Below are 18411 nucleotides of genomic sequence, written 5' to 3'. Positions count from 1 at the left end.
TTCTTATTGTAAGATCTTATTATAGAATGTACCACCTATTTCTTTAGGTAGTGGTGCGGTAATTAATTCATCAAACTGCTTAACAAGCTCTCTTACAACGAAAGGTTGTCCTTTTACTTGGTTATACTGATAAGGTACAAAGTTGTTTAAGCGGATACGCAACAAGGCTGCAAGCTGACCGAGGTTTTGCTCGGCTATTACGACCTTAGGGTAGCGATGTAATATCTCTGCTGTGTTTTTGGGCAGTGGGTTGATATATTTAAACTGAGCCAAAGCTACCTTACGCCCCCTTGCACGCAACTCTTTCATCGTAGCGTAAAGATGCCCAAAGGTACTACCAAAGCCCACTATTAGTAGGCTAGCATCGTCCTTGTCGCCTAAAACTTCTAGGTCGGGTACTGGGATCCGAGCCACTTTATCCCAGCGCAAGTGGTCCATCATATCGTGATTTTCAGGGTCGGTAGAGATTGTACCAGTCTCACCGTCCTTTTCCAAACCTCCAAGAATGTGAGCATAGCCTTCTGTGCCAGGGATAGCCCAGTAACGTGCTAAGGTTTGGTTGTCGCGTTTGTAGGGAGAGTACTTATACTTCTGTGCGTCAGTAGCGTAGTGCGGTTTAATGTCAGGAAGATCATCGATGTTAGGAAGTTTCCATGCTGCTGATCCGTTTGCAATAAAAGCATCGGTAAGAAGTACAACAGGGGTCATGTGCTCAAGAGCTATTTTACATGCGTTGTAAGCAGCATCAAAACAATCGGTAGGACTTGTAGCAGCGATAACAGGCATAGGGCTTTCACCATTTCGTCCGTAAAGTACTTGAAGAAGATCAGTTTGCTCACTCTTTGTAGGCAAACCTGTAGAGGGACCACCACGTTGAACATCCACAATAACGAGTGGAAGCTCATCAATAACAGCCAAGTTCATGGCTTCGCTTTTCAAACAAATACCTGGTCCAGAGGTAGAAGTAACAGCCAAAGCACCAGCAAAAGCTGCACCGATAGCACTCGCACAACCAGCAATTTCGTCCTCACACTGCACGGTTGTTACGCCTAAGGACTTGTGCTTAGTCAGCTCGTGAAGAATGTCTGTTGCAGGGGTAATAGGGTAGGAGCCTAGGAAGAGGCGCAAACCAGCTTTCTCGGCGGCTGCTATTAGACCATACGCTGTAGCTTTGTTGCCAGTAATATCCATATAACGACCTGGCACCTTTTCAGTGGTTTCCACACGATAGGTGTTAGGAACTGATGCGTGAACATTGTTACCATAGTTGTAACCAGCTTGTACCACCTTGATGTTAGCGTCTACAAGGTTCGGCTTTTTCGCAAATTTCTTTCTTAAAAAGTCAAAAACTAATGCTAGCTCTCTGTTGAATAACCAGCATACCAAGCCGAGTGCAAACATATTGCGGCACTTTAGTATTGATTTGTTGTCCATACCAGAGTCGGCTAAACAGTCTTTGACCATAGTGGTAATAGGGCATGCCACAACGCGATCGGGGTCGATACCCATTTCGCCTAGATAGTCATCACTTGAGAAATCGGCTTTCCTAAGGTCGCGAGATCCAAACGAATCGGTATCTATAATAATGGTACTTTGTGGCTTGCAGTGGTGATACTGCATCTTTAGTGCAGCAGCATTCATGGCTACAAGGACATCACATTTATCGCCAGGGGTATAAACCTTACCTGCTCCAATGTGGACTTGGAAACCGCTAACACCTGTTAGGGAGCCTTGCGGGGCGCGAATGTCTGCAGGATAGTCTGGAAAAGTAGAAATATCATTACCTACAGTGGCTGAAACTGTAGAAAAAATGTTACCAGCTAGTTGCATACCATCCCCCGAGTCTCCCGAGAAATGTACAACAACATGATCTAAGTTTTTAACTTCGATAGGTGCGTCCATAATAAACGTGTATATATTGTTTAAGTTATAATTATGAGCAAAATTGCGAATTATTTCTTATACCTCCAAATCTTTATAATAAAAAATAAAATTCTACTCGTTTAAAAGAAAAAGTATTATTTTTAGTATTCCGCAAGATATAATCTGTTTTTGTAAGTATATTATGATCAATCTATTTTCTATGTTAAGTTTATGGCGAGTTTTGTGGCAAATGTGTAGTTGTATACATTTTATGCGTTTATGATTAATTAACAAAGACGTCCACGTTTAGTAACTATTCTGCAATTGGCTATATTGAATATCAGTAATTTGCAAATTTGATGTAAGCAGGCAAGGGTATAAATTTTAAAATTTGCTTAAACCAGCATCGGGCATTGTACATTGACTTGTACAATATACAATGCCTGATGCTGGTAATGTAATGCTTATTAAGCATAGTCTAGAACTAGAAATCCTCAAAATCTTTTGCCTTTATCGAAGCTACCTCATCTGCTACTTCATCTAAATCGAAGTAGTTTGGGTCTATATCTGTTGGGTCGAAATCATCATCATGGTCGTTATAGGGATCAACGTCCATAGCTTTCAAAGCCTGCCATGCGTAAGGTCCTCCACAATCTTCATAAGGACAAGCTCCTTTGCCTTTTGTGCAGATGGCATGGCTGCGCTTTTCTGCTATAACCTTTTCTATTTTTATATCATGTATCCAGTCATCGCCAAAATCGTAAACATAGCAGAGCTTTTGGATCGTTTCGCCAGTTCCGAAAAGTTCGCCTAACGTTAGCTTGCGTTCATCTTTCCAAGGTTCATTCCAGTCGTCGGGAGTTTTATGGAAAATTTCATCGGGTGATCCGTATGGTAATAAAGCAAACTTATGAAGATGATAATTATACCAGCCAAAAGCGGCTTGGATAATAAGATGGAAAGCTCCAAAAGTAAACTGCGATGGAACTTCTACTTTGCGCCAAACAGGGGGCTTGGTAATACCTCTTAGCTGGATTTTAAAGCAATAAGTAACCATTTCTCCTTTCTTTAAAGGGGTCTGTGTGTAAAGGACGCGCAACATTTGATCTTTTTTCAGATTACCAAACATCCACGTTAAGTCCTCCTGTTCAAGGGAGTTCTGGTTAAACATAGGGGTATCAGGGATAAACTCCATCATGTCATCTATTTTTTTTGCCATATAACTCTTCGTTGCGATATTAGTTTAATATTTTGTTATGTCTATAACTTTACTTAGGTTAGTGTTGCAAAAGCAATTAAGTAAATGTTACTCAAGACACAGCAAAAGTAGTAATAAAATCTGAATACTTACCCTCCTCTTTGGAAAAATATATTCCATTATGGAGAATTTTGATGGTTCTTCTTCTGGAGCATTTCTTATTTTAAAAATCGGATTATATGGCATTACCACTATTATTAAGATGAGGGTTTTTGCCTAAATCTATTTTCTTTTTTTATTTTTGAGAAATGTTTAGGTCAGGATTAGCTTATTTAGGTCTTTCGCTATTTTGTAAAGCTATCCCTCCCTCTTTATTATGCCTATATATAATAATATAATGTGTATTTCCTCTTTTCTTCTATTTTGAGGTAGAAAACCAACTTTTTTCTCATTTTTTTCTTGTTAAAGTTTGGTGTTTTGTTCTAAACTCTATACCTTTGCACTCGCTTTTACGAAATGAGTCATTCACAATTCGTTTAGGCACAACAAGAAAGAGTTCTTTGAAAAGATTTACATAACAGACAAAGTAGTACAAGAAGCAATAGTGCATATTTTTATGCACATTGGTAAAAAACAAACCGTTGATTTATTTAACAAGGGTGCTTTTAAACTTGATACTTTAGAATTTAGGATACATTCGAGCTATAGATACAAACGTTATCACTATTTTTTTAGTGATATACATTATAATGATATTTTACAATGGAGAGTTTGATCCTGGCTCAGGATGAACGCTAGCTATAGGCTTAACACATGCAAGTCGAGGGGCAGCGAATAGATAGCTTGCTATTTATGTCGGCGACCGGCGCACGGGTGAGTAACGCGTATCCAACCTACCCATAACTAAGGGATAACCCAGCGAAAGTTGGACTAATACCTTATGTATTCGTTTGATCTCATGAGATTACGAATAAAGATTTATCGGTTATGGATGGGGATGCGTCTGATTAGCTTGTTGGCGGGGTAACGGCCCACCAAGGCAACGATCAGTAGGGGTTCTGAGAGGAAGGTCCCCCACATTGGAACTGAGACACGGTCCAAACTCCTACGGGAGGCAGCAGTGAGGAATATTGGTCAATGGACGCAAGTCTGAACCAGCCAAGTAGCGTGCAGGATGACGGCCCTATGGGTTGTAAACTGCTTTTATATGGGGATAAAGTGGGGAACGTGTTCCCTTTTGCAGGTACCATATGAATAAGGACCGGCTAATTCCGTGCCAGCAGCCGCGGTAATACGGAAGGTTCGGGCGTTATCCGGATTTATTGGGTTTAAAGGGAGCGTAGGCCGTTTGGTAAGCGTGTTGTGAAATGTAGGAGCTCAACTTCTAGATTGCAGCGCGAACTGTCAGACTTGAGTGCGCACAACGTAGGCGGAATTCATGGTGTAGCGGTGAAATGCTTAGATATCATGAAGAACTCCGATTGCGAAGGCAGCTTACGGGAGCGCAACTGACGCTGAAGCTCGAAGGTGCGGGTATCGAACAGGATTAGATACCCTGGTAGTCCGCACAGTAAACGATGGATGCCCGCTGTTAGCACCTAGTGTTAGCGGCTAAGCGAAAGCATTAAGCATCCCACCTGGGGAGTACGCCGGCAACGGTGAAACTCAAAGGAATTGACGGGGGCCCGCACAAGCGGAGGAACATGTGGTTTAATTCGATGATACGCGAGGAACCTTACCCGGGCTTGAATTGCAGATGAACGATTTAGAGATAATGAGGTCCTTCGGGACATCTGTGAAGGTGCTGCATGGTTGTCGTCAGCTCGTGCCGTGAGGTGTCGGCTTAAGTGCCATAACGAGCGCAACCCCTTTCTTTAGTTGCCATCAGGTTCTGCTGGGCACTCTGGAGATACTGCCACCGTAAGGTGTGAGGAAGGTGGGGATGACGTCAAATCAGCACGGCCCTTACGTCCGGGGCTACACACGTGTTACAATGGGTGGTACAGATAGTTGGTCGTGTGCAAATACGATCTAATCCTTAAAACCATTCTCAGTTCGGACTGGGGTCTGCAACCCGACCCCACGAAGCTGGATTCGCTAGTAATCGCGCATCAGCCATGGCGCGGTGAATACGTTCCCGGGCCTTGTACACACCGCCCGTCAAGCCATGAAAGCCGGGGGTGCCTGAAGTTCGTGACCGTAAGGATCGACCTAGGGCAAAACTGGTAATTGGGGCTAAGTCGTAACAAGGTAGCCGTACCGGAAGGTGCGGCTGGAACACCTCCTTTCTGGAGCAGGATGTAAAACCTTGCTAAAGTAGCCAAACATTTGACAACAAGATTAAAGTAACCGATATATTTTTATCAATATATTATTGTTATCAATATAAATTGGTTTGTTTTCTTCTTGTACTGCGAGTAATCTGTATTATATAAATAAGGGAGTAAGAGTAATTTTGGTAAACCAAATAAGGCTCACAGAAAGTTATATACTAGGTTCAAGACCTACTACTCCACATTAGACTATAAAATCTCTATTTTTTATAGAGTAGTCTTTACGATCTTTGACATATTGCAACAATGAATAAACTGTAAGTATGAACTGTTTTTTATAATATTATTATAATAAATAGTTTCTAAGAAAAGAATTCCATTTCTTTTAATAGAAATCACACAACAGCTGAAAGTATGAGCTACATACTCTTTTTGCGGTATTAGTTTACTAGCAATTAGAGTCGAGCGAAGAAAGTAAGAAAGGGCGCATGGCGGATGCCTTGGCTCATGGAGGCGATGAAGGACGTGATAAGCTGCGATAAGCTTCGGGTAGATGCAAATAATCTTTGATCCGAAGATTTCCGAATGGGACAACCTAGCGTGTTGAAGACACGTTACTCTTGCAATGTAAGAGAGCTAACGCAGGGAACTGAAACATCTTAGTACCTGTAGGAAGAGAAAATAATTTAATGATTTCCCTAGTAGTGGCGAGCGAACGGGAAGTAGCCCAAACCTATGACGTAGCAATGCGCCATAGGGGTTGTAGGACCACGACATTGTATTAAGTCAATCGAGAAGAATATTCTGGAAAGAATAACCATAGAGGGTGATAGTCCTGTACTCGAAGTGCGACTTAGCATAGTGGTATCCTGAGTACCGCGGAACACGTGTAATTCTGCGCGAATCAGCCGGGCCCATCCGGTAAGGCTAAATACTCCCATGAGACCGATAGTGAACGAGTACTGTGAAGGAAAGGTGAAAAGCACTCCGCGAGGAGAGTGAAATAGTTCCTGAAACCATGCGCCTACAAGCGGTCGGAGCAAAGTAATTTGTGACGGCGTGCCTTTTGCATAATGAACCTACGAGTTACCATGTCTGGCAAGGATAAGTGATTCAGTCACGCATCCATAGTGAAAGCGAGCCTGAACAGGGCGTTATAGTCAGATGGGGTAGACGCGAAACCAAGTGATCTACACTTACCCAGGTTGAAGTTCGGGTAACACCGAATGGAGGACCGCACCAATAAGCGTTGAAAAGCTTCTGGATGAGGTGAGTGTAGGAGTGAAAGGCCAATCAAACTTGGAGATAGCTCGTACTCCCCGAAAGGCATTTAGGTGCCGCGTGCTACGATCAGCATAAGAGGTAGAGCGACCGATAGGTCAAGAGGGCTTCACCGCCTATTGCGACCTGACGAACTCCGAATGCTTATGTTTTGCAGTAGTGCAGTAAGGGGGCGGGTGCTAAGGTCCGTCCCCGAGAGGAGAAGAATCCAGACCGTCATCTAAGGTCCCGAAATTCTGTCTAAGTTAGTCTAACGAAGTGTGGTCCCCGTGACAGCTAGGATGTTGGCTTGGAAGCAGCCATTCATTCAAAGAGTGCGTAACAGCTCACTAGTCGAGGGTCCGTGCATGGATAATAATCGGGTATTAAGTCAGATACCGAAGGTGCGGGATAGTATTGTATATAAAAAGTATCGGTAGGGGAGCATTCCATCGGCGCAGAATATAGACCGTAAGGTTTGTTGGAGCTTATGGAAAAGCAAATGTAGGTATAAGTAACGATAAAAAGGGTTAGATTCCCTTTCGCCGAAAGACCGAGGTTTCCCGGGCGATGCCAATCAGCCCGGGGTTAGTCGAGTCCTAAGTCTCATCCGAACGGAGCAGGCGATGGCAGATGAGGTTAATATTCCTCAACTTGCTTATATAGTGAAGTGGAGACGGAGCAGTGACACTGTCGCGTCCTGACGGACATGGACGTTTAATATTTTAGGCATTGATAGGTGCAGGCAAATCCACACCTTGAGCTGAGAATAGAAAGTACAACCTTCTCTTCGGAGAGGGTTGATAGTACAGGTAATCATACTCCCGAGAAAATCCGCTAGCGTTAATATTTAAGCAACTCGTACCGCAAACGGACACACGTGGTCGGGTAGAATATACTAAGGCGTTGAGAGATTCATGGTTAAGGAACTAGGCAAATTGACCCTGTAACTTCGGGATAAAGGGTCCTCGTATTTAGCTATACGAGGCGCAGAGAATAGGTCCAGGCAACTGTTTAACAAAAACACAGGGCTGTGCTAACTCGAAAGATGATGTATACAGCCTGACACCTGCCCGGTGCTGGAAGGTTAAGAGGAGAGCTTAGATGTAAATCGACGGTTTGAATTGAAGCCCCAGTAAACGGCGGCCGTAACTATAACGGTCCTAAGGTAGCGAAATTCCTTGTCGGGTAAGTTCCGACCTGCACGAATGGTGTAATGATCTGGACGCTGTCTCAACCATGATCTCAGTGAAATTGTAGTATCGGTGAAGATGCCGATTACCCGCGATGGGACGAAAAGACCCCGTGAACCTTTACTACAGCTTAGCATTGACCTTGGTCATCCGATGTGTAGGATAGGCCGGAGGCTTTGAATCGGGCGCGCCAGCGTTTGTGGAGCCATCCTTGAAATACGGCCCTTTGGCTGTCTGAGGTCTAACGCGCTTTATGTGCGGACATTGTTTGGTGGGTAGTTTGACTGGGGTGGTCGCCTCCAAAAGCGTAACGGAGGCTTCCAAAGGTACCCTCAGGTCGATTGGTAACCGACCTCATGGAGTGTAATGGCATAAGGGTGCTTGACTGGGAGGCAGACATGCCGAGCAGGTAGGAAACTAGGGCATAGTGATCCGGCGGATGTGTATGGAAACTCCGTCGCTCAAAGGATAAAAGGTACTCCGGGGATAACAGGCTGATCCCCCCCAAGAGCTCATATCGACGGGGTGGTTTGGCACCTCGATGTCGGCTCGTCACATCCTGGGGCTGGAGAAGGTCCCAAGGGTTGGGCTGTTCGCCCATTAAAGTGGCACGCGAGCTGGGTTCAGAACGTCGTGAGACAGTTCGGTCTCTATCTATCGTGGGCGTTGGAGTTTTGAGTGGTGCTGACACTAGTACGAGAGGACCGTGTTGGACAGACCTCCGGTTTACCAGTTGTGCCGCCAGGTGCACTGCTGGGTATCTGAGTCTGGTATGGATAAGCGCTGAAAGCATCTAAGTGCGAAGCCTTCCGCGAGATGAGAACTCCTCATAAGGGTCGTCATAGACGATGACGTTGATAGGGTGTAGGTGTACAGACGGTGACGTCAAAGCCGAGCACTACTAATTGCCCGAAACTTTCTTCGGTGCTTTCTAGGGTAATATTCCCTATTGGCACAGTGGTTCATTCTTTGAGCTGTTGATTTCTAGGACAGTAGATAGTATTCTACTCTTATAGTTTATTAGTTACAATATGTCACCGTTATTTAGGTGGTTATTGCGACGGGGTTCCACCTCTTCCCATTCCGAACAGAGAAGTTAAGCCCGTTTGCGCCGATGGTACTGCAATGCAATGTGGGAGAGTAGGAGGCTGCCTTTTTTTATAGCAAGTAGAAGTCCTGATTACTGAAAAGTAGTTAGGACTTTTTTTTGTGTTGTAATTCAATTAGCGGGTTATCTAATTGAAGCGTGTTGTGTATCAAAACTATATTTAGGGTCAGCGGATTTTTCCAGTTGGTAAAGCTAAGTATTAAGTATAAATTTTAGATTTATAGTTATACACAACAAAAAGCGTGGACTTCCACTTTTGCCTGTTCGCTTCTGAGGTCCAGAGAAACTCTTATAGGTAAACAAGCAAAGTGTATGCCCACGTCAATATGTTATTTGCAACTCCGAAAGTGTGCAGAGGGTAATTGATTACTCTCAATACACACAACGAGCTACATTGATTAACATACTCGTAGCATTCACTTTCAACTTTGTTCTTGACCTATAATAATGAAATTTCTCAGGTTTCAGAAAGTCCAATAACAAAGCATCAATGACACTTTTATGGCTCAGTAGAAATTTAGTGGGGATATCCATATAGTTTACTTAATCTAAAAATAAAGAATTTTTTATCCGTAACTCCTCTTAGATTGGCTCTGAATAATTTTATTTTTGAGTTAAATGATTCTGCTGCCGCATTTGAAGCTCTGTTGTTATAGAAATTGAGTATATCATTATAATGTTCATAGAATGTTGCAGCAATCACATTAAAGGAATGAAATCCAGCTTCTTCTACCTTATTATACCACTTAGCCATGCTTAGTCTTGCAGCATCTTTAATAGTGTTTTTAGCAAAAATCATCCTTAACGAATGACATAGTCCATACGCTATCTTGAGTTTGGGGTATTCTCTAAATAATATTTTAGCTCTCTGCTTTTGTGTTGTAGTCCATTTATCAGTAGACTTAAATAGTAAATACCTACTCCTTGCCAATAACTCTTTACGCGTATCTCCATTTTCATAAATAAATGGTTCGTATTTTTTACCCTCTAATTTAGCATTTTCCATATCATCAGTGGCTTCCTGTATTGCATCCCATCTATAATCTATTCTTATCTGTTGTACTGCATCACAGGCTAACTTTTGGATATGAAATCTATCAATAACTCTTTGAGCTTTAGGAAAACAATGATGTACAATTTTACGCATTGTATCAGATAAATCTAAAGTAACTTCTTCTACTTGTTCTCTTTGTTGTTCATCTATTTTATCTAATATCTTACAGACTTCCTCTGATTTTGTACCTGCCACAATAGCTACCAAACAGCCTTCTTTACCGTGTTTATCACGATTAGTAACGAGGGTATATAATTCACCATTCGAGAGAGCCACCTCGTCAATAGCAAGAAACTTACCTATATTCTCGGAAAACAATACCCATTTATCAGCATGGGACAACTGCTCCCAATCCCTATAACCACTTAAAGTTTCCTTGTATTGCTTCTCAAAAGTATGTCCATTTATATGATAAAATTCCTCAAGCGTACGGCAGGTCACGGGGGATGTCTCCATACGTTTCTTTTAAAAAAGCTCCGAACTCTTTACTATAACGAGTTCCAGAGGAAGTAAGATCTATGGGTAAGGGCAAGGAGAAGCTTTTACCTGTACGGGTATCAACCCAGCGACGACGGCGAAAGGAAAGAATTACTTTATGATCACGAATAGGAAAGTCCGTTATATCAACTACTGCCATAAAACCCTTTGATTCAAAATGGAGGTCATTGAGAAGTTCCGTTTCCATCTTCTCATCTAAATAAATACGAAACAAGGTAGAATCCTTTTCTAGCCTAACTATTGAAAAATACCGAAGTACTTCGCTGGGAAGAACTAACTCGGCTAACTGATAAAGATATTTCTCTTCCATAATACAAAGGAAAGAAAAATAAAACAATTATGAAAATATCCCCACTAAATTTCTACTGAGCCACTTTTATATTATGTAGTAATACTGTTCGCCTTTTCTTATATTATTTCGATTTTATGCGAAACTAGGATGACCACACAGTTAAGTATAAGCTGTTATATAGCAAAATAAAATATAAAAATATTATTACTAAGTAATGATAGTATAATTTCTATCTGTTTTTCACCTTAATAATATATAATAGTTTATTGTCTTTTGAACACTATCTCCTTTGGTATTTTTAGCCATTTGTTATTGACCACTATCTTTATCGTGCTACCGTCTAGCTGCTTTAGCGTGTAAGTGCCATTACTGTTAAGGCGAAGCTCTGCCGTTAAGTCTTCCGACCCATAATCGTTTATGATGAGTAGTTTGGCAGTTTTTCCTTTTACTGTAGCTTCAGAGATAATCCATTTGCGTGTATCACGCTTTGCTCCAAAATATCCTGGTAGCTCACCGAATATTTCTTGTCCTGGGATAATGATATTCTTATTAATGAAGTCGATATCTAACCATACTTGAAACTCGTCGTTAACCATGTGAGCTTTAAAAGGATCAGCTTGTTTTTCGAGTGCTGTTGTCTTAACCTTTTTACCTTTTAAAGTGTCAGCCGACTGTGCATTTGTAGTTAATGCTAAAGCTGTTAGTGCAGTTATTAGTATTATTTTAACTTCTTTCATATCTCTCTTTTTTGCTTGTTTTTTGCAAAGATACTATTTTAAATCAAGTAATGATAGGAAGATTTTTAAAATCAAAGGTTTAAAATTGCGCTTTATTTTAATTTATACTATCTTTGTACATTGAGATATTAGTAATAGTAGAGGTTAAAAATGTTATTTCCAGATTTCATCTTCGAAACTAGTTGGGAAGTATGTAACAAGGTTGGTGGTATTTATACCGTTCTTTCAACGCGTTCTAAAACACTACACGAAAAGCTAAAAGACAACCTTATCTTTTTAGGTCCTGACTGTTGGGGCGAGAATGGTTCGCCATATTTTATAGAAGATAAAACCCTTTATACGCTTTGGCAGCAGAAAGCCAAGGACGAAGGTTTACGAATAAAGGTTGGTCGTTGGGATATTCCCAGCCATCCTATAGCTATTCTTGTTGCTTATGACCATTTAGCCAATGTAAAAAACGAGTTGTTTGCTCAGCTATGGAATGAATATCAGGTGGATAGTCTTCATGCTTACGGCGATTATGACGACTCTGCACTTTTCTCTTTGGCTGTTTCAAAAGTTGTGGAAAGTTTCTACCACTTTCATTTATCCACAGATCATAAAATCGTTTTTCACGCTAATGAATGGCAAACAGGGTTTGCAGCACTCCTGCTTCAGCAAACCTTACCACAGATAGCCTCTGTGTTTACTACCCATGCCACTTGCATAGGCCGTAGCATTGCGGGTAATAATAAGCCTTTATACGATTTTCTTTGGGCTTACAATGGCGATCAAATGGCGCACGAACTGAATATGGAAAGTAAGCATTCTATTGAGAAGCAAACAGCTCACTATGTAGATTGTTTTACCACCGTGAGCGATATTACGGCAAAAGAATGTGCCGAACTACTTGACAAGCCTGCTGATGTTGTTCTTCCAAATGGTTTCGAAGATAGTTTTGTTCCTAAGGGTGGCAGCTTTACAAAACACCGTTCTGCGGCTAGAAAGTGTTTGCTCACTGTTGCTAATGCTTTACTAGGATCCCAATTATCCGATGATACCCTTATTGTATCTACCTCTGGTCGATATGAATTTCGTAATAAAGGTATTGATGTTTTCATTGATGCCATGCACCGACTCAACGATGATCCTATCCTTCAGAAGAATGTAGTAGCCTTCATTGAAGTGCCTGCATGGGTGGGCAGTCCTCGTCAAGATCTTATCGACCGACTACAAAGTGGTCAGCATTTCGATACACCATTAGAACAGCCTTATTTAACCCATTGGTTGAATAATATGAATGAGGACAATATTCTTAATAAGTTCCGCTCACTCCATCTTACGAACAACTATAATAATAAGGTGAACATTATTTTTGTGCCTTGTTATCTAACAGGTACTGATGGTATCTTTAATATGGCTTATTACGACCTTGTAATAGGCAATGATCTTTGTGTATATCCTTCTTATTATGAACCATGGGGCTACACACCGTTAGAGGCAGTAGCTTTCAAAGTGCCTTGCATTACTACTGATCTTGCTGGCTTTGGTTTATGGGCAAATAAGGAAAAGGGTAGCTATAGTACGATAGAAGATGGTGTTCAGGTAGTTCATCGCACCGATTACAACTATAATGAAGTGGCTGATGCTATAAAATATACAATTACACAGTATGCAGCGATCGACAGTAAGCAAGTAAATAAATGTCGTACATCTGCTCATAAATTATCGAAAAAAGCACTTTGGAGCAAGTTTATAAAGCATTACAATATAGCTTACGATCATGCTTTACAAAAGGCTAATAAGCGTTTTACAAACATAGGAAAAATATAATAACACAATAAGTAAATAAAAACAACGATGAAGATTAAGTCAGATTACACTAACACACCTCAGTTTACTGAGTTAAACGTTAAGTCTACTCTTCCTAAAGAGTTAGTATGTCTTGATGAAATTGCACACAATATGTGGTGGGCATGGACTTACCAAGCGCGCAATCTCTTTAAAAGCCTTGACCAAGACTTGTATGAGCAGGTGGGGCATAACCCTGTTCTTTTGCTTGAACGTTTAAGTTGTGAGCGTCAACAAGCCATCATCAAAGATAAGTCTTTAATGAAGCACGTTGCAGAAGTTTATAAAATGTTCCGTGAATATATGGATGTTAAACCTAACGCTAAGCGTGCCTCTGTGGCTTATCTTTCTATGGAATACGGCTTGGATCAGGTATTGAAAATATATTCTGGTGGTCTTGGTATGTTGGCTGGCGACTATTTGAAGGAAGCATCCGACTCTAATGTAGACCTTTGCGCAGTAGGTTTCCTATATCGTTTCGGCTATTTCCGTCAGAGTTTGTCTATGGACGGACAGCAGATTGCTAAGTATGATGCACAGCGATTCAACTCACTTCCTATTGAGCGCGAACTTGATGCGGAAGGCAATCAAGTTGTTGTAGAGGTACCTTACCGCGATTACACAGTTAAAGCTCTTGTTTGGCGTGTTAATGTAGGTCGTATTAAGCTTTATCTTCTCGATACTGACAACGACTTCAATTCTGAATACGATCGCTCTATTACCCATGCGCTTTATGGTGGCGATTGGGAAAACCGCTTGAAGCAAGAGATCCTTCTTGGTATTGGTGGTATTCTCACATTAAAGAAGCTAGGCATTAAGAAGGACATATACCATTGCAACGAAGGTCATGCTGCACTTTGCAACCTTCAGCGTTTATGCGATTATCGTGAGGAAGGTTTGAGCTTCAATGAGGCTATGGAACTTGTTCGTGCATCATCTTTATACACTGTTCACACACCAGTTCCTGCTGGCCATGATTATTTCGATGAGGAACTTTTCGGAAAGTATATGGGAGGCTACCCTGAGAAGCTTGGTATTTCTTGGGACGAGTTTATTGGTATGGGACGTACCAATCCAGACGACCATGCTGAACGTTTCTGTATGAGTACCTTTGCTTGTAACACTTGTCAAGAAATCAATGGAGTGTCAAAGCTTCATGGCTGGGTAAGTCAGAAGATGTTTGCTCCTCTTTGGAAGGGTTACTTTGCTGAAGAAAACAGCGTAGGTTATGTTACCAATGGTGTCCATTTCCCTACATGGACAGCTTCAGAGTGGCGTAAGCTATACGATAAATACTTCGATAAAACCTTTATGAGCGACCAAAGCAACGAAGATATTTGGCATGCTATCTATAAAGTGCCAGATGCTGAGATTTGGGAAACCCGTATGGCATTAAAGGTAAAGCTCATTAAGTATATCAAAGATAAATTTACCCAACAGTGGTTGCGCAATCAAGGCGATCCTGCTAAGGTTGTTCAGGTACTTGAAAAGATCAATCCTAACGCCCTAATGATTGGCTTCTGTCGTCGTTTTGCTACTTATAAGCGTGCCCATTTGTTGTTCACTGACTTAGAGCGTCTTGATAAAATCGTAAACAATCCTGAACGCCCTGTATTGTTCTTCTTCTCAGGTAAGGCTCACCCTGCCGATGGTGCTGGTCAAGGACTTATCAAGCGCATCTTTGAAATATCACGTATGCCACAGTTCTTAGGCAAAATTATTTTCTTAGAGGATTATGATATGCAGTTGGCTCGTCGCTTAGTTTCTGGTGTAGATATATGGATGAACACCCCAACTCGTCCTCTTGAGGCAAGTGGTACCTCTGGTGAAAAGGCAGAGATGAATGGTGTTGTTAATTTATCTGTGCTTGACGGTTGGTATGTTGAGGGTTATCGCGAAGGTGCTGGTTGGGCTTTACCTGAAAAGCGTACCTATAGCGACCAAAACTATCAAGATCAGCTTGATGCTGCTACTATCTATAGCTTGTTAGAGCATGAGATTACTCCTCTTTACTTTAGTAAGGATGCTAAGACTGGTTATTCAAAGGGTTGGATCCAAGTAGTAAAAAATTCTATTGCGACTATTGCTCCTCACTACACTATGAAGCGTCAGTTAGACGATTATTATAGCAAGTTCTACAATCGTCAGGCTAAGCGTTTCGCAACACTTCAAGCTAAGGATAACAAGCTTGCTAAAGAAATTGCTGTATGGAAAGAACAAGTAGCTCAGAAGTGGGATACCATCAACGTAGTAGATAAGAATTTGGAGGCTTTGCACGATGTCGTAACAGGTAAGAAAGCAAAGATAAGCTTTACACTCGACGAGCAAGGTTTGCATGATGCCGTTGGACTAGAGTTTGTAATGCTTCACAATACTCCTGTCGATGATGTTAATGTCTTTAAGGTTGTACCTTTCAAGCTGGTAAAGACCGAAGGCAACCTTTATACTTTCGAAGTAGAACTCAATCCTAGTGTGGCAGGTGCGTATAAGTATGGCATTCGTATGTATCCAAAGAACGAAAACTTACCACACCGTCAGGACTTTGCTTATGTAAAATGGATAGGTTAAGATAATATTCTGAAAGTGGTAGGCGCTTTACCTATCACTTTTCGATAGATCAAAAGCGAGAAATCCTCCCTTGTGCCAAGTGGCATGAGGGAGGATTTTGGCTTTCTATGCGGTAATCTAGCAGTGATCCTGAATAGATTAAGTGTTTTTATAAATTGTATTATATAGATTACAAGAAGGAAAAGTGTTATTGTTAGTTCCCTACCTTTTATATGTTTTCTATATTATTTCTTTGTCAACTTTTTGCTCATGTGGTTTACTGGGTACCATACTGCCAACCATCCAACGATAATAACCGTGCAGAAGATAGCAATAATATCCCATGGATGCACACTAATAGGGTAAGCATTTACGACGAAACTGCCCGCCTCATTGCCTAGCTTAACGAGTCCGTACGCTTGTTGTAACCAGCATAATAGCAAGCCTAGTGCTATACCAATGATAGCACCAGCCACCGAGATCATACGTCCTTCAAAGAGGAATATACGCACTATTTGCTTTTCTGAGGCACCCAAATTGCGCAGCGTTTGTACATCGTTCTTTTTGTCAATCATTAACATGGATAGCGAACCAATGATGTTAAAGCATGCCACCATTAAGATAAAGCTCAAAAAGATGTAAGCAAACAACTTCTCAATGCGCATAATTTTAAACGTATCTGCTTGCTGTTCGTAGCGGTTTTTCACCGTATATTTTTCACCTAGCAGCGTCTTGATCTGGTCTTGTACCTTGTCAATATCCACCCCACTTTTCATTCTTAGCTCCAACGATGTTATTTCTCCTTGGCGGTTAAAGAGCCGTCTGGCAAAGTTGAGCGAGGTGATAATGTATCCACCATCATATTTACTTTGCTTTACTTGGAAAACCATTCCCGGTGAAAGCAGCGAGTCTTTCACAAAGCTCTGTGAGGGATCAAGCGGATCGTATTGTCCTTCACGCAGCGGTGCATAGATGTGTAAATAGTCGCGCCATAACAAGCCCGTACCCAAGTCTTGTGCCACACGAATACCTAAGAGTGCATATTGTAAGTTGGCTACCTCCAAATCCAAGTCGCCTTCACCATAGCAGATATTGCTGATATGGGTTAGCGAGTCGAAATTTTCTTGCATACCCTTCACGGTAATCATTTTTTGCTTACCGTGATAAATAGCTAAAGCCTGATCTTCTACACATTCGGTCGATACCGAAACCTCTGGCATTTGCTTCACTTTTACGAGCAACGGATCGTCGGCAGGCATAGCTTTACCCGTAACCGCCTCAATCTTTAATTGTGGATCGAACTCTGTAAAGAACGATGCCACTAAGTCGGAGAAGCCGTTGAAACCACTCATTACCACTACTAATGCCATTGTTGCCACAGCCACACCTATCACCGAGATGCTGCTAATCACATTAATGGCATGGGTACTCTTTTTAGAAAAGAGGTAACGACGTGCTATATAAAAGGGAAAATTCATCTTTTTTACTTCTTCAAAAGATGATCAATGCGATCAAGATAATCGAGAGAATCGTCGATGAAGAAACGCAATTCTGGAATGATGCGCAGCTGGTTGTGCGTGCGCTGTCCTAGTTCGTAGCGTATGGTCTTATCGTTAGCATTGATGTTGTTGAGCAGTTCTTCCGCCTTGTCAGAAGGGAAAATGCTCAAATAGGCAGTACAGATACTGAGGTCTGGACTCACCTTTACACGTGTAACACTTACCAATACGCCATGCAACATACGTGTTTGCGATTGGAAAATACTAGCTAGCTCCTTTTGGAGTAGTCGTGATATGCGGTTTTGTCTTGTCTCTTGCATGTAATTAATTGAGAATTATTTTTGGCGTAAGCCATTTGTGTCTGTGCTTATCTTATCTCTTTTAAGCGTGTACAAAGTTACTAATTTTTAATGAGAAACAGCACCTTTATTTTTTCCTTATCAGTGTTAGCCCATCTCTAAGCGGTAAGATAACTTTCTCCACTCGTTCGTCTTTGGCTATCATATCGTTAAATCTTCGGATACCCACCGTTTGCTGGTCGTGATCGTAAGCAGCATCGGCAACGTGTCCATCCCATAGGGTATTATCGGCAATAATGTATCCTCCTTGATTTATAATGGGGAGTAAAGCCTCGTAAGTTTCTACATAAGTGCGCTTGTCGCCATCTACGAAAGCCATGTCGAACATCACGCCTAGTTTGGGTGCTTCTATGATAGCATCGCCTATTCTGAAGTCGATCTTATCGGCATAGGCAGAGTTTTCTATCCATGGACGTGTAAAATCTTCCATTTCGTCGTTAATCTCGAAGGTGTATAGTTGGCTTCCTTCTTCCAAACCTTCTGCCATACAAAGGGCTGAGTAACCACTAAAAGTACCTACCTCAAGAATGTTTTTAGGGCGCACCATGTGTACAAGCATCTTCAAAAGTCGTCCTTGCAAATGTCCACTTGCCATACGTCCGTGTACGGTATGTATGTTAGTGGCACGATAGAGCCGATACAGATAGTCGCCCTCTGCATCAATATGCGCATTGATATATGTGTCTAGTAGCTCGGTCAT

The 18411-nt window shown here is 41.6% G+C and carries 10 protein-coding genes and 3 rRNA genes; 5 read left to right on the top strand and 8 right to left on the bottom strand.

From position 1 onward, the window contains the following. Positions 1-3 precede the first annotated feature (3 nt). On the bottom strand, positions 4-1902 hold the full coding sequence (locus tag PREBIDRAFT_RS05450; RefSeq protein WP_004337264.1) for a 2-oxoacid:acceptor oxidoreductase subunit alpha: 1899 nt from the start codon (positions 1900-1902) through the stop codon (positions 4-6). A 445-nt stretch (positions 1903-2347) separates the two neighbouring features. Further along, on the bottom strand, positions 2348-3082 hold the full coding sequence (locus PREBIDRAFT_RS05445; RefSeq protein WP_004337263.1) for a plasmid pRiA4b ORF-3 family protein: 735 nt from the start codon (positions 3080-3082) through the stop codon (positions 2348-2350). Between the two features lie 738 nt (positions 3083-3820). On the opposite strand from PREBIDRAFT_RS05445, the gene PREBIDRAFT_RS05440 reads away from it, so the two are divergent. The 3 genes from PREBIDRAFT_RS05440 (at position 3821) to rrf (ending at position 8944) form a co-directional block, all read left to right on the top strand. Next, a 16S ribosomal RNA gene (locus tag PREBIDRAFT_RS05440) occupies positions 3821-5349 on the top strand. 453 nt (positions 5350-5802) lie between these two features. Further along, positions 5803-8711 (top strand): 23S ribosomal RNA (locus PREBIDRAFT_RS05435). Positions 8712-8831: 120 nt separating this feature from the next. After that, positions 8832-8944: ribosomal RNA gene (rrf, locus tag PREBIDRAFT_RS05430) — 5S ribosomal RNA — on the top strand. The 16S, 23S and 5S rRNA genes sit together here, the layout of an rRNA operon. Before the next feature lie 468 nt (positions 8945-9412). Here the strand turns inward: rrf and PREBIDRAFT_RS05425 are convergent. From PREBIDRAFT_RS05425 to PREBIDRAFT_RS05415, 3 genes are all read right to left on the bottom strand, one after another. Beyond that, entirely contained in the window at positions 9413-10405 is a 993-nt protein-coding gene (locus PREBIDRAFT_RS05425; protein WP_004339432.1) for an ISAon1 family transposase, read from the bottom strand. Next, a complete protein-coding gene (locus PREBIDRAFT_RS05420) occupies positions 10371-10757 on the bottom strand; it encodes an ISAon1 family transposase N-terminal region protein (protein WP_004339429.1) in 387 nt (128 codons plus the stop codon). Before PREBIDRAFT_RS05420 ends, PREBIDRAFT_RS05425 begins: the two co-directional genes overlap by 35 nt. A 245-nt stretch (positions 10758-11002) precedes the next feature. Next, on the bottom strand, positions 11003-11476 hold the full coding sequence (locus PREBIDRAFT_RS05415; protein WP_004338245.1) for a hypothetical protein: 474 nt from the start codon (positions 11474-11476) through the stop codon (positions 11003-11005). Between the two features lie 150 nt (positions 11477-11626). On the opposite strand from PREBIDRAFT_RS05415, the gene PREBIDRAFT_RS05410 reads away from it, so the two are divergent. Both PREBIDRAFT_RS05410 and glgP read left to right on the top strand, forming a co-directional pair. Next, the gene (locus PREBIDRAFT_RS05410) at positions 11627-13288 is read left to right on the top strand and encodes a glycosyltransferase (RefSeq protein ID WP_004339427.1); all 1662 of its coding nucleotides are present in this window, start codon (positions 11627-11629) and stop codon (positions 13286-13288) included. 27 nt (positions 13289-13315) lie between these two features. Next, positions 13316-15874: an alpha-glucan family phosphorylase gene (gene glgP / locus PREBIDRAFT_RS05405; protein WP_004338241.1), complete on the top strand. Its 2559-nt coding sequence runs from the start codon at positions 13316-13318 to the stop codon at positions 15872-15874. A gap of 224 nt (positions 15875-16098) precedes the next feature. Here glgP and PREBIDRAFT_RS05400 read toward each other — a convergent pair whose 3' ends face one another. The 3 genes from PREBIDRAFT_RS05400 to PREBIDRAFT_RS05390 all read right to left on the bottom strand — a co-directional run bounded on the left by PREBIDRAFT_RS05400 (position 16099) and on the right by PREBIDRAFT_RS05390 (position 18411). Then, the gene (locus PREBIDRAFT_RS05400) at positions 16099-17331 is read right to left on the bottom strand and encodes an FtsX-like permease family protein (protein WP_004338239.1); all 1233 of its coding nucleotides are present in this window, start codon (positions 17329-17331) and stop codon (positions 16099-16101) included. 5 nt (positions 17332-17336) lie between these two features. Next, positions 17337-17672 (bottom strand): 30S ribosome-binding factor RbfA, encoded by a 336-nt coding sequence (gene rbfA, locus PREBIDRAFT_RS05395; RefSeq protein ID WP_004338237.1) that lies wholly within the window; start codon positions 17670-17672, stop codon positions 17337-17339. A 106-nt stretch (positions 17673-17778) separates the two neighbouring features. Further along, positions 17779-18411, bottom strand: coding sequence for an O-methyltransferase (locus PREBIDRAFT_RS05390; protein ID WP_004338234.1), 633 nt, complete (start codon positions 18409-18411; stop codon positions 17779-17781).

Source organism: Prevotella bivia DSM 20514, assembly GCF_000262545.1.
In the GTDB taxonomy this organism is placed as follows: Bacteria; Bacteroidota; Bacteroidia; order Bacteroidales; family Bacteroidaceae; genus Prevotella; species Prevotella bivia.
The sequence above is the reverse complement of the archived record's forward strand: the minus strand, read 5'-3'. Positions and strand labels throughout refer to the sequence as shown.